Annotated in this window: 9 protein-coding genes; all 9 read right to left on the reverse strand. The window is 60.3% G+C overall.

Annotated elements, in window-relative coordinates:
- Positions 1-3: 3 nt before the first annotated feature.
- Positions 4-1,413: a UDP-N-acetylmuramoyl-tripeptide--D-alanyl-D-alanine ligase gene (locus B0G52_RS00845; protein ID WP_094041617.1), complete on the reverse strand. Its 1,410-nt coding sequence runs from the start codon at positions 1,411-1,413 to the stop codon at positions 4-6.
- Entirely contained in the window at positions 1,413-2,900 is a 1,488-nt protein-coding gene (locus B0G52_RS00850; protein WP_094041618.1) for a UDP-N-acetylmuramoyl-L-alanyl-D-glutamate--2,6-diaminopimelate ligase, read from the reverse strand. Before B0G52_RS00850 ends, B0G52_RS00845 begins: the two co-directional genes overlap by 1 nt.
- A 107-nt stretch (positions 2,901-3,007) precedes the next feature.
- Positions 3,008-4,933 (reverse strand): stage V sporulation protein D, encoded by a 1,926-nt coding sequence (locus B0G52_RS00855; RefSeq protein WP_094041619.1) that lies wholly within the window; start codon positions 4,931-4,933, stop codon positions 3,008-3,010.
- 87 nt (positions 4,934-5,020) lie between these two features.
- A complete protein-coding gene (locus B0G52_RS00860; RefSeq protein ID WP_233162234.1) occupies positions 5,021-7,351 on the reverse strand; it encodes a PASTA domain-containing penicillin-binding protein in 2,331 nt (776 codons plus the stop codon).
- A 22-nt stretch (positions 7,352-7,373) separates the two neighbouring features.
- Positions 7,374-7,787 (reverse strand): cell division protein FtsL, encoded by a 414-nt coding sequence (gene ftsL2, locus B0G52_RS00865; RefSeq protein WP_094041620.1) that lies wholly within the window; start codon positions 7,785-7,787, stop codon positions 7,374-7,376.
- 53 nt (positions 7,788-7,840) lie between these two features.
- Positions 7,841-8,797: a 16S rRNA (cytosine(1402)-N(4))-methyltransferase RsmH gene (rsmH, locus tag B0G52_RS00870; RefSeq protein WP_094041621.1), complete on the reverse strand. Its 957-nt coding sequence runs from the start codon at positions 8,795-8,797 to the stop codon at positions 7,841-7,843.
- Positions 8,798-8,895: 98 nt separating this feature from the next.
- Entirely contained in the window at positions 8,896-9,333 is a 438-nt protein-coding gene (mraZ, locus tag B0G52_RS00875; RefSeq protein WP_094041622.1) for a division/cell wall cluster transcriptional repressor MraZ, read from the reverse strand.
- Between the two features lie 128 nt (positions 9,334-9,461).
- Positions 9,462-10,637, reverse strand: coding sequence for a DUF4349 domain-containing protein (locus tag B0G52_RS00880; RefSeq protein WP_094041623.1), 1,176 nt, complete (start codon positions 10,635-10,637; stop codon positions 9,462-9,464).
- A gap of 620 nt (positions 10,638-11,257) precedes the next feature.
- A complete protein-coding gene (locus B0G52_RS00885) occupies positions 11,258-12,520 on the reverse strand; it encodes an adenosylhomocysteinase (protein WP_094041624.1) in 1,263 nt (420 codons plus the stop codon).
- Positions 12,521-12,543 lie beyond the last annotated feature (23 nt).

Consider the following 12,543-nt stretch of genomic DNA (forward strand, 5'->3'; position numbering starts at 1 on the left):
CCGTCACTCCGCGCCCCCTCTCTGCAGAGTCGTTACGATTTGCTCCATTTTCATGCCCCTCGATGCTTTGACGAGCACCAGATCTTCCGGCGCAAGCTCGGCCAGCAGCAGCTCGGCCAGCGCCTTCTTGTCGTCGAAATGGCGTACGTCATCTTCTCCGTATGTCTTTCTCGCTTCTTCATAAGCCGCCTCGGACAGCGGCCCGTACAGCAGCACGCGATCGGCCTTCGAGCGGTCCAAATACCGCCCGATGCCTCCGTGCAGCTCCAGCTCGCCGTCGCCCAGCTCCAGCATGTCGCCGAGCACGACCCATTTGCGGCGGTAGCCGGTCAGCTCCGCCACCAGATCGATGGCCGCCCGGACCGACGTCGGGCTGGCGTTGTAGGCGTCGTTGAGAATCGCCGCCCCGTTCCAGGCCACGCTTCGCTCGATCCGCATGCCGGTCAGCTTCGCCTGCTTCAGGCCCGCGCCGATGACGTCCGGCGACAGGCCGAACGCCCTGCCCACCGCGACGGCCGCCAGCGCGTTCACGGCGTTGTGGCGCCCCGGCACCGGCAGCTCGAACGCCGCCTCCGTATCGCCCGCCGCCGTGAACCGCGTGCCTTCCGCGGTCACGCGAACGTAGCGCGCGACCCAATCGCCGCCCGCGTTCTCGCCGAACGTAACCAGCTTCGCCCCCGCCGCGGGCGGGTTCTCGCCCAGCGCTTCGGCGATCAGCGGCTCGTCGCCGCAATAGACGAGCGTGCCGCCCGGCTTCAGCCCCTCGGCGATCTCCAGCTTCGCCTTGGCGATGTTGCGCCGCGAGCCGAGCTGCAGCAGATGGGATTCGCCGATGTTCGTAATGACCGCGATATCCGGGCGGGCCAGCCGGGACAGCAGGGAGATTTCCCCGAAGCCGCTCATCCCCATCTCCAGCACAAGCGCCTCGGTCTCCTCCGGCGCGCTCAGGATCGTCAGCGGCAAACCGATATGATTATTGTAATTGCCTTCGGTTTTATGTACAAGAAACGATGTCTCCAGCACGGACGAAATCAGATCCTTGGTCGTCGTCTTGCCGTTGCTGCCGGTGATCCCCACCACCTTGGCGGCGGTCAATCGCTCGCTCAGGTAAGCCGCGGCCAGACGCTGCAGCCCCTCCAGCGTGTCCGCCACGAGAATAAGCGGAAGGTCCAAGCCTTCGGGCTGCGGAACCGAAGCGTCCCACAGCGCTGCCGCCGCGCCCGCGTCCTTCGCCGCCCGGATATAATCGTGTCCGTCGAACCGTTCTCCCCTTAGCGGAACGAACAGCTGCCCCGGACGAATATGGCGCGTGTCGGTCGATACGCCGGACAGGCGCAGCTCCCCGTCCGCGGCCTCCCCGCCGCCGACTTGCGCGCCGATCCAATCGGCCGTTTCCCGAACCGTTGCCTGCATCACCGCATTCGACTCCTTATCGCTTCTTTCGCCACAAGGCGATCGTCGAAATCGTGCGTTTCCCGTCCGATGATCTGATAGGTCTCATGGCCTTTCCCCGCAATCAATACTACATCGCCGGGGCTTGCCCGATCAACCGCTTTTTCGATCGCCGCGCGCCGATTGGGCTCCAGCTCGTAACGATCGGCCGATACGCCGGCCTCCGTCAGCCCCGCTTCGATGTCTTTCAGAATGCGCTCCGGGTCTTCCGTGCGCGGATTGTCGCTCGTCACGATGATGTCGTCGGCCAGCTCCGCCGCGATCCGCCCCATGATCGGACGCTTCTTCGCGTCGCGGTCGCCGCCGCAGCCGAACACGCAGATGACTTTGCCGGAGGCCAGTTCCTTCACCGTGTTCAGCACGTTCTCCAGCCCGTCCGGCGTATGCGCGTAATCGACGATGACGGCGTACGCCTGCCCGGCGTCGACCGGCTCCACGCGTCCGGGAACGCCGGGGATCTGCTCGAGGCTGCGAACGGCCTCGTCAAGGCCGATGCCCTCGCACAGCACCGCTCCCAGCGCGGCCAGCGCGTTGTATACGTTAAACTTGCCAACGAGCTTCAGGTTCACCTGCCGGTCGCCGAAGGGCGATTCGAGCCGGAAAGACGTGCCCGATGCCGTAATCGCGACATCAGAAGCGCGCAACACGGCATCGCTTGCGATGCCGTACGTCAGCACCTCGGCGGAGGTCAGCTTGGCGAACCGGGCCGAAGCCTCGTCGTCGGCGTTCAGCACCGCGTACTTGCGCTCCCGCGGATCGTCCGAATACGAGTTGCCGAGCCGCGAGAAAAACAAGCCCTTGGCCGCTTCGTAAGCTTCCATCGTGCCATGGTAATCGAGATGGTCCTGCGTCAGGTTCGTGAAGATCGCCGTCCGGAAATCGCAGCCCTTCACGCGGCCCTGATGCAGCGCGTGCGAGGACACTTCCATGACGCAGCGCTGCGTGCCCGCTTCGGCCATGCCGTGCAAAATCGTCTGCAGCTCCAGCACGTCCGGCGTCGTCCCCGACATCGGGAAGCTCTGCCCGGCATAGCGGGTTTCGATCGTGCCGATAACGCCGGCGGAGACGCCCGCGTCCGCCCAGATGCGTTCGATCAGGTAGGTCGTCGTCGTCTTGCCGTTCGTGCCCGTCACGCCGATCGGCTTCAGCTTATGCGAAGGCCTGCCGTAGAAATAATCGGCGATCAGCGCCAGCGCTTGCCGCGTGTCCGACACGACGAGTTGCGGAGCGGAGACCGGGAGCTCGCGCGATACGACGAGCGCAGCCGCTCCCTGGGCCAGCGCCTGCTCGGCGTAATCGTGTCCGTCCACCGTATGGCCGGGCAGACAGAAGAACAGGCAGCCCTGCCGGGCTTTGCGGGAATCGGCCTCCAGGCTCCGAACGTCGACGGCAGCGTCTCCGACGACCTGGGCCAGCAGCAATTGTTGAGAGAGTTCGAGAAGTTTCATCGTATAAAGGCCTCCTGACGACCTGATATGGCGCATCTGTTTTTCAGAAACAACGTACAATCATTATGGTCCAACGTACGGCCTTCATTCAAGAGGATGAGCAAAGTTTAATCCGCAGCGCCGAGATAGATGCGGATGACCGAGCCCTGCTCGACCCTCGCTCCGGCGGCCGGAGCTTGGCGCACGACCGTCGATCCGCTGCCCGAGGCCGACAGCTGGAAGTTCGAATTCATATCTTCATAGATGTCGGACACCGTCTTGCCGACGAGATTCGGCACGGTGACGGTACGCGGCTCGCCGTACTTGTATTCTTTCTCCACTTGAGTGCTGCGCGGCTGTACGCCGAGATAAGGGAGCGCGTCGGCCATAATATTGCGGACGATCGGCGCGGCGACGACGCCGCCGAACTGAATGCCCTGCGGGTTGTCGACGGCGACGTAGACGATGAGCTGCGGATCGTCCGCGGGAGCGAAGCCGATGAACGAGACGATGTGCTCGTTCTTCGAATAGCGTCCGTTCACGACCTTCTGCGCCGTTCCCGTCTTGCCGCCGACCCGGTAGCCGTTCAGGAACGCTTTCGCTCCCGTCCCTTGCGCGACGACTTTCTCCAGCGCGTCCCGCACCTTCTTCGACGTCTCCTCCGAGATCACCTGCCGGACGAGCTGCGGCTCGGTCTCCTCGAGCAGTATGCCGGTCTCCGGCTGAATCCACGACTTGGAGACGAACGGCTTGAACAGCTTGCCGCCGTTGATCGCCGCCGACACCGCCGTAATCTGCTGGATCGGCGTCACCGATACGCCTTGGCCGAACGAAGTCGTCGCCAGCTCGACCGGGCCGACCTGCTTCGGCTTGAACAGAATCCCGTTTTCTTCCCCTTGCAGGTCGATTCCCGTCTTTTTGCCAAAGCCGAAATTGTGAATGTACGAGAACAGCAACTCTTTGCCGAGACGGTTGCCCAGCGTCACGAAGCCGGGGTTGCAGGAGTTCTCGACGACTTCGAGGAACGTCTGGCTGCCGTGGCCGCCCGGCTTCCAGCATCTCAGCTTTGCGCCCGCCACTTCGATGTGGCCGGGATCGTAGAAGCGCTCGTTCTCCAGGTCGACCTTCTTCTCCTCGAGTGCGGCGGCCAGCGTGATGATCTTGAAGGTCGAACCGGGTTCGTAAGTCATCCAGATCGGCAAGTTGCGATTGTACACCTCGGAGGACACTTCCTGGTATTTGTCCGGTTCGAACGTCGGACGGCTGCCCATCGCGTAGATCTCCCCCGTATTCGGGTTCATCGCGATGGCGATGACGCCGTCCGGCTGATACTGCAGCACCGCCTGGTCCAGCTCGCGCTCGACGACCGACTGGATCGTCTGATCGATCGTCAGCTGCAGCGTAAGCCCGTCCTGCGGCGGCACGTACTGGTCGGAAGACTGCGGCATCTTCCGGCCCGCGGCGTCCGACAGGTAGGAGACGCTGCCTCTCAGCCCGGTCAGCCGCTGGTCGTATCTGAGCTCCAGCCCCGTCAGCCCTTGGTTGTAGCTGCCCGTAAACCCGAGCACGTGCGAAGCCATATTGCCGTAAGGGTAATAACGCTTGTTGTCTTCCGTCACCATGATGCCGGGCAGACCGAGATTGCGGATTTCCTGCGCCTTCTCCGTCGTGATTTTCCGCCCTCCCGGCTTCAACTCGACGCTCGAGGCCCGTGTGGACAGCTTCTTGAACAGCTGATCCTCGGACATGCCCAGATGCCCGGCCAATTGCTTGGCGGTTCCCCGCTTGTCCTTGATCTGCACCGGTACGGCATAGATCGTCGGAGAGCTGACGTTATAGGCAAGGCGAACGCCGTTGCGGTCCACGATCTCGCCGCGCTTCGCCTCGAACGGGATGTTCCGCCTCCAGGAATCCTCGGCCTTCTTCGTAATTTCGTCTCCGGCCCACAATTGCACGTAACCGAGTCTGATCACGAGCGCCCCAAAGGCGAACACGGCGAACACAAGCGCGATATACAGCCGTTTGCGAACCGTCACCTGCGATATTTTTTTCATGAGAAAACCCCCTTACCCGGGAACGTCTGCAAGGCTTTCGCCTTGTTCCAGACTATTCCGCGGACAAGAGGGTTAGAACAAGCCCCGTCAGTCGATGCCGGCATCCTCCGCGAGCGGATCCGCATCCTGCGAAGATCCGTCGTCCGTCTCCTCGCCCGCTTCCGCATCGTCGTCCGCATCCGGCGGAGCGGCTTGTCCTTGCGGGGCGAGCGTCAGGCTGAGCGTCCAGCGGTCGCCCTCCTTGACCGCCTTCTGCGAGACGACGTAGCCCTCTCCTTCGACCTTGGCGGTCACCTGAAGCAGCGAGCACATTTCCAGCGCATCGCGCAGCGACAGGCCGGTCAAGTCCGGAACGTTGCCGGGTTTCGTGTCGGTCAGCAAGTAAATGCGCTGGGAGGCCGGCATCACGCTGCCGCCCTTCGGCAGCTGCTGCAGCACCTTGCTCCCCTTGCCGAGCACGCCGTACGGGAACTTGCTCTGCCCCAGCCGCTCGCGCGCCTGGGCGACCGTCATTCCCGCTACGTCCGGCACGGTCGCCGTCAGCACCGCATTTTTGCCACCGGCATGCGACGCGGCGGCGTCGACGGGTTCCTGCTCCTGCTCGTCCAGCTTGGGCTCGATCCCCAGCTTCTGCAGCGACTTGATCATGATCTCTTTGAAAATCGGCCCCGCGACCGCGCCGCCGCCGGCGTTGTCGATCTGCGGCTCGTCGACGACGACGTACAGCACGACCTTCGGATTCTCGACCGGCGCATAACCGATAAACGATACGACGTATTTATTTTTGGCGTAGCCGCCGGCCTCTCCTCTCGAAACCTTCTGCGCTGTCCCCGTCTTGCCGGCGATCCGGTAGCCCGGCGTATAGACGATCCGTCCCGTCCCGATATCCTGGTCGCTGACGACCGACTCCAAGTACTCGCCGACTTTGCGCGACGTCTCGGGGGAGATGACCTGACGGATGAGCTTCGGTTCCGTCACCGTTTTCTCACCCGTATTCGGGTCGCTGATCGACTTCACGAGATGCGGCTGCAGCAATTTCCCGCCGTTGGCGACGGCCGCGACCGCGGCTACCTGCTGAATCGGCGTGACCAATACTTTCCCCTGACCGAAAGTCGCCGTGGCGACTTCGGACGGCCAGTCGAGGCTGTACGGCCGAGACACTTCGTTCGGCAGCTCGATGCCGGTCTTCTGCCCGAAGCCGAAGTCGTTAATATATTTGACCAGCCGCTCTTTGCCCAGCATCTGATAGCCCAGCTTGACGAACGCCACGTTACTGGAGTGCTTCAGTCCCTCCAAGTAAGTGATCATTTGGTTCTCGCCCCAGCCGACCCCGTTGTTGTGGTCCTTGATCGGCTTGTCCTTCTCGCTGTACTTGATCGAACCGGACTTATAGTACGCGTTCGGGTCGAACAGGCCTTCCTCCACCGCTCCGGCCAGCGTCACGATCTTGAACGTCGAGCCTGGCTCGTACAGAGACTGGATCGCATTATTGCGGAAAGCGGACAGATCCTGCGCTTTCTCCCAATACGTGTTCGGATTAAAATCGGGCAAGCTCGCCATGCCGAGAATTTCCATCGTGTTCGGATCGGCGGCGATGGCCGTAATGCTGATCGGCTTATACTTCTCGTATCCGACGCGCAGCGCTTCCTCGATATAGAACTGAATGTCCTCGTCGATCGTCAGCGTTACATTCTTGCCGTCGAGCGCCTGCTTGTACTCCACTTTCCCGTTCGGCAGCTGCATTCTCGCGCCGTCTTTCTGATACTTGATATAGCCTTCGGAGCCGCTCAGCTCCTCGTTCAGCTTCTTCTCCAATCCCAGAATCGCCACGCCTTCCTTGTCCTCGTAGCCGAGAATATGGGAAGCCAGCGTCTCCTTCGGATAATAGCGCTTTTTTTCCTCGAGAAAATAGAGTCCGACGTCCGTCTTGATGCCGGTGATTTTGCGCAATTCTTCGCGGAACGCTTCCAGTCTGTCCTTGACCCTCTTGTCGACCTTCCATCCGTCCGGCCGAATCTCGCGCTGATCGCGGTAATCGCCGTTATCCTTCTTGGACGTAATCATCTTGCGCAAATCTTCCTCGGACGTGCCCAGCACGTTGTGGAGCTTGGACACGATGCGGTCCGTCATCTTCCACTCCGGGTGCTCCTGCTCGAACTTGGCGATCAGCTTCGGATTGACCGCGATCGTGTACGCGGCGGCGTCGGCGGCCAGCACCTTGCCGTCGCGATCGAGAATCATGCCGCGCTCCTGCCGGATCGTCTCGCTCGCGTTCCACGTCTTCATCGCCTCTTCCGCCCAGAAATCGGCCTTGACCACCTGGACCCAATAGACCCGAACGACCAAACCGACAAAAAGGAGGGTGAAGATCCCTCCCGCCAGCAGCGTTCTCAATTTGATTCTTTTCGTCATTGCCATGCTCTTGTCCTCCGCGAACCGCTTAAGGCTTTATCGCAACCCCATTCCGATCGTTCTTGGAAGCTTCTATGCTCTCTCCCGTCACGGGAACGTAGCCCAGCTCCACAGCCTTCTTCCGGATCGCCCCAGGGTCGCTTAGTCGCTCTATTTCTCTCTGAAGCTCCTTCGTCTGTTCCGCCGTCTGGTTGTAAGTCTTGTTCGTCGTTTGCAGCTCGCCGTTGATCTGATAGATTTGCGCGTAGCGAAAAATAATCAATCCGGCTACGAAAGCGACCGCCGCTACCGTGAACAGATAGATCAGCTTCTCCCCGATCGGCAGCTGCCGGCGCCGGGGAGACCTCGACGGGGGAGTCTGGTGACGCGGACTTTGACTTGGCTTAACCTTCTGTTCTTCTACGCGCTCCGGACGAAGCGCCAAGTTACCGTAGTATGCCATGCAGTGTTGGTGCCCCTCTCAGAATAAAATAAACTTGCATATATACAGCCCGGTTATCCGAGCTTTTCGGCTACTCTTAGTTTGGAGGAACGGGCTCTCGGATTGGCTTCGAGCTCTTCCTCTGACGGCAGGATCGGCTTGCGCGGCGTCAGTCTGAGCCGCCCGTCGCCTCCTCCGCAGACGCACACCGGAAAATCCGGCGGACAGCTGCAGCTGGCGACTTCTTTCGTGAACGCCGTCTTGCAGATGCGGTCCTCCAACGAATGGAACGTAATGACCGCGATCCGGCCCGCGGGAGCAAGGCAATCGATCGATTGCGCAAGCGCCTCTTCGAAGGCGCCCAGTTCGTCGTTGACCGCGATGCGCAGCGCCTGGAAAGAACGCTTCGCCGGGTGCGGCCCCGTTCGCCGGGTCGCCGCCGGAATCGAGTTCTTCACGATTTCCGCCAGCTGCCCCGTCGTCTCGATCGGCGTCTTCTCCCGGATTTTCGCGATGTTGGCCGCGATCTTGCGGGCGAACTTCTCTTCGCCGTAATCCCGCAGGATGTCGGCGATCTCGCGTTCGCTCCACTCGTTCACGATCTCTCTGGCCGTGAGCGGCTGCTCCCGGTCCATCCGCATGTCCAGCTCCGCGTCATGGTTGTAGCTGAAGCCGCGGTCGGCTTCGTCGAGCTGCGGACTGGAGACGCCGAGGTCGAACAAAATGCCGTCGACCTGCGGCACGCCGTCCCGTTCGGGAACTCCGACGCGTCCCAGCTCCATCTTCAGGTGCCGGAAGTTGCTCTTCACCAACGTTACGATATCGCCGTAAGGGGCCAGCTTGTCCCGCGCGTTCGCGAGCGCGGCCTCGTCCTGATCGAACGCGATCAGCCGGCCCTGCGGGCCAAGCTGCGACGCGATCAGCGCGCTATGCCCGGCGCCGCCGAGCGTGCAGTCGACATAGATGCCGTCCTGCCGCACGTTTAATGCCTTCACGGATTCTTCTTTCAATACGGTAACATGGTGAAACATAGTCGCTGCCTCCCGGCGCCCTGCAAGGGAACCGTCTTTCTGTTTGTTTATGTATGGTTAAAGGTGTTGTCAACGGAGCTGCAGGTGTTCTACACGGATCAAAAATTAAAGTCGAAATCGACCAGCTTCTCCGCGATCTCGTTGAACGATTCGGCGGATTGACGCGAGTATTCTTCCCACGTCGCCTTGTCCCAAATCTCGACGCGGCTTGAGACGCCGATCACGGTGCATTCCTTGTCCAGCTTGGCGTATTCGCGCAGGTGGTTCGGTACGTTTACCCTGCCCTGTTTGTCCCATTCACATTCCGACGCGCCGGAGAACAACAGACGGGAGAACGCCCTGGCGTTCGCCGCCATGGACGGCAGGGTCTTGATCTTCTGCTCAAGCTGGGCCCATTCTTCGCGGGGATAGACGAACAGACAGTTGTCCAGTCCGCGGGTAATGATGAAGTCGGTGCCGAGAGCTTCGCGGAATTTCGCCGGGATGATGATTCTTCCCTTGTCGTCGATCGTATGCTGAAATTCCCCTAAAAACATAAGCTCTCCACACCTCCCCCATTCTCCACCACTTTTCACCACTTTGAACCACTTATGATGATTATTCGCGGCGTAAAATAAAAATCCTGCCCCGAAGGCAGGATTTTAATAAAAATTATTTTACGGGATTAACGACTCTCGTCCGGCGAGTTGGAATCTTTCTTTTCCTCCGGCGCTCCTTCCGGGACGTCCTCCGAGACTTCTTCGGAGTATTCTCTCGAATTCCCCTTCTCTCCGTCCGGCTCGCCGGACTCCCCGCGCTCCAGTCGTTCGCGATTCCATTGCTTGCGCTTCTCCTCGGAAGCTTGGCGTCTTGCCGCGCCTCGTTTACGGACGATGTAATATGCCGGAATCCCGAGCGCTCCGAGAACGATCAGCACCGGAAGCATGGCCGCCAGCACGACGAGCAGCCCTTCGCCGAACTGCCGAAGCACGTTCGCGCTGCCGAGCAGCGCATCCGAAATGCGGTCGCTGAAGCTCTTCTCTTCCTTCTCTTCTTCCTTCTTGGGCTCTTCGATCCCGGACGCTTGGTACAACCGCAGATTCACCGTCGAGAAGGCGACGTTCTGATCGAGATAGCGCATGCGCCCCTTGATCTGCTCGATCGTCCCCTGGACCTGCGCCAGCTCGTTCGCGAACCGCACCAGCTCGTCGGTCTTCGTCGCCTTGTTCATGAAGTCGAGATATCGGGCTTCGAGCGTTGTCTGCGTCTTCAGCCGGGCTTCGAGATCGACGAATTCCTCGGTGACGTCGCTGCCTTGCACTTCGCGTTCGAACTTCAGGTTCTCTATCTTCTGCAGCTTCTCCAGAAACGAAGAGAAGCCTTCGGAAGGCACCTTGATCACGTAGGTGGCTCCGACTTCGTTCGCGTTGCGGCTGTCGGAGAACTGCAGCACATAAGCACCGCTCAGATGAATATGATCGAACAGTTGCTCCTGCGCGATCTGGAATTTCTCCACCTTCATGACCAGATCGGCGCGATAGATGACTTTGCGCCCGTAGCCCGCGTTAGCGTCGGCGATCGGCCCGATGCCGCCGACCGCGGAAGACGACGTCCCCCCGGCCGGCGAAGCCGACGTCGTCTGTATGGACGCGGAAGCCGCGGGGGCGGCCGCTTCGGACATCTGCATCGCTTCCATCTCCGCCGGCGCCGCAGCTTGATCCGCCATGGACATCGCCGACTTGTTCGCCGTGGAATCCTCGTCCGACGCCCCACTGCATGCGGCAAGCCCCGCGGCCAGCAACACCGCCGCCATCGCCAGCAGCAAGCTTCGGCTCCATGCCCCGATTCGTTTCCCCTTCATCGAAATCTCCCCTTGTCATTTGTGTATGATACCGACTTCTAGATGGATAGACGTGAGCGAAAAGGAAAATGTTGCCGCGCGTTTTAAAATTAAAAAGAACCGCCCCGCAACTGCTGCGGAACGGCCCCGAAAGCCTGTATTATGCACGTTCAAAAGCCCGGTCTACGGCACCGGCTGAATGCAAGATTCGATGCCGAATCCGCTCCCCCGATATACTTCGTGATCAAAAGCGGACTTTTTGAACTACCTCTACAATGAAGGTTCAAAAAGTTCGGTTTTCAGCACCGAGAAGGTTGCATGAAGACCGGGTATGAGGAGCGGAGCGTAGTGGAAGCTACGTGAGCACCGGAAGAACCGGCTGAATGCAAGATTCGATGCCGAATCCGCTCCCCCGATATACTTCGTGATCAAAAGCGAACTTTTTGAACTACCTCTACAATGAAGGTTCAAAAAGTTCGGTTTTCAGCACCGAGAAGGTTGCATGAAGACCGGGTATGAGGAGCGGAGCGTAGTGAAAGCTACGTGAGCACCGGAAGAACCGGCTGAATGCAAGATTCGATGCCGAATCCGCTCCCCCGATATACTTCGTGATCAAAAGCGGACTTTTTGAACTACCTCTACTAGTGGGCGGTCCAGCTGTCCAGGTAAGCTTTCTGCTCTTCAGACAGCGTATCGATGCCGATGCCGAGCGACTCGAGCTTCGTGCGGGCGACCCGTTCGTCCAGCTCGTACGGTACGTTGATCACCTGGCTGCCGATTTTCTCGTAGTTCTCGTTCACGTAACGCAGCGCCATCGCTTGCAGAGCGAACGTCATATCCATGATCTCGGCCGGATGTCCGTCGCCCGCAGCCAGATTAACCAGACGGCCTTCGGCCAGCACGTAGATCTTGCGTCCGTCCTTCAGCTCGTATTCTTCGATGTTGCGGCGCACGACGCGCTTGGACACCGACAGCTCGGCGAGTTCCACCAAGTTGACTTCCACGTCGAAGTGGCCCGCGTTGGACAAGATCGCGCCGTCCTTCATGTTCGCGATATGCTCGCCGCGAATGACGTCCTTGTTGCCGGTCACGGTGACGAAGAAATCGCCGACCTTGGCCGCGTCCGCCATCGACAGAACCGCAAAGCCGTCCATATAGGCTTCGACCGCGCGAATCGCGTCCACTTCGGTGACGACAACGTTCGCGCCGAGCCCTTTGGCCCGCATCGCCACGCCTTTGCCGCACCAGCCGTAGCCGTTGACGACGACCGTCTTGCCGGCGACGACCAGATTGGTCGTCCGGTTGATGCCGTCCCAGACCGATTGTCCCGTTCCGTAACGGTTATCGAACAAATATTTGCAGTAAGCGTCGTTGACCGCGACCATCGGGAACTTGAGCGAGCCTTCCTTTTCCATCGCCTTCAGTCGCAGGATGCCGGTCGTCGTCTCCTCCGCTCCGCCGCGCACCTGCGCAAGCAGGTCCTGACGCTCCGAGTGAAGAATCGACACGAGATCGCCGCCGTCATCGATGATGAGATCCGGCTTCGTCTCCAGCGTCTTGACCATCAGATCCTTGTATTCCTGCGGATCGGGATTGTATTTCGCGTATACCGCGATGCCGTCCTCGACGAGCGCCGCGCACACGTCGTCCTGCGTCGACAGCGGGTTGCTGCCGGTGATGACGACTTCCGCGCCTCCGGCTTGCACGACTTTGGCGAGATAGGCCGTCTTCGCTTCGAGGTGAAGGGAAATCGCGACGCGCAGTCCTTTGAACGGCTGATCGCGTTCGAACTCCTCGCGAATCCGGTTCAATACCGGCATGTGGGCCTGCACCCAGTCGATCTTAAGCTTGCCTTCCGGCGCGAGCGAAGGATCGCGCACGATGCTTTTCAAGGCGGTTTTCATATACCAAATTCCTCCATCGTTCT

It is taken from the genome of Cohnella sp. SGD-V74 (genome assembly GCF_003001675.1).
Classification (GTDB): Bacteria; Bacillota; Bacilli; order Paenibacillales; family Paenibacillaceae; genus Cohnella.

Coding starts and splice junctions, on each gene's coding strand:
- mraZ (WP_094041622.1), bottom strand. CDS start 9,333: ATGTTTTTAGGGGAATTTCAGCATACGATCGACGACAAGGGAAGAATC.
- B0G52_RS00860 (WP_233162234.1), bottom strand. CDS start 7,351: ATGGCAATGACGAAAAGAATCAAATTGAGAACGCTGCTGGCGGGAGGG.
- B0G52_RS00845 (WP_094041617.1), bottom strand. CDS start 1,413: ATGCAGGCAACGGTTCGGGAAACGGCCGATTGGATCGGCGCGCAAGTC.
- rsmH (WP_094041621.1), bottom strand. CDS start 8,797: ATGTTTCACCATGTTACCGTATTGAAAGAAGAATCCGTGAAGGCATTA.
- B0G52_RS00850 (WP_094041618.1), bottom strand. CDS start 2,900: ATGAAACTTCTCGAACTCTCTCAACAATTGCTGCTGGCCCAGGTCGTC.
- ftsL2 (WP_094041620.1), bottom strand. CDS start 7,787: ATGGCATACTACGGTAACTTGGCGCTTCGTCCGGAGCGCGTAGAAGAA.
- B0G52_RS00880 (WP_094041623.1), bottom strand. CDS start 10,637: ATGAAGGGGAAACGAATCGGGGCATGGAGCCGAAGCTTGCTGCTGGCG.
- B0G52_RS00855 (WP_094041619.1), bottom strand. CDS start 4,933: ATGAAAAAAATATCGCAGGTGACGGTTCGCAAACGGCTGTATATCGCG.
- B0G52_RS00885 (WP_094041624.1), bottom strand. CDS start 12,520: ATGAAAACCGCCTTGAAAAGCATCGTGCGCGATCCTTCGCTCGCGCCG.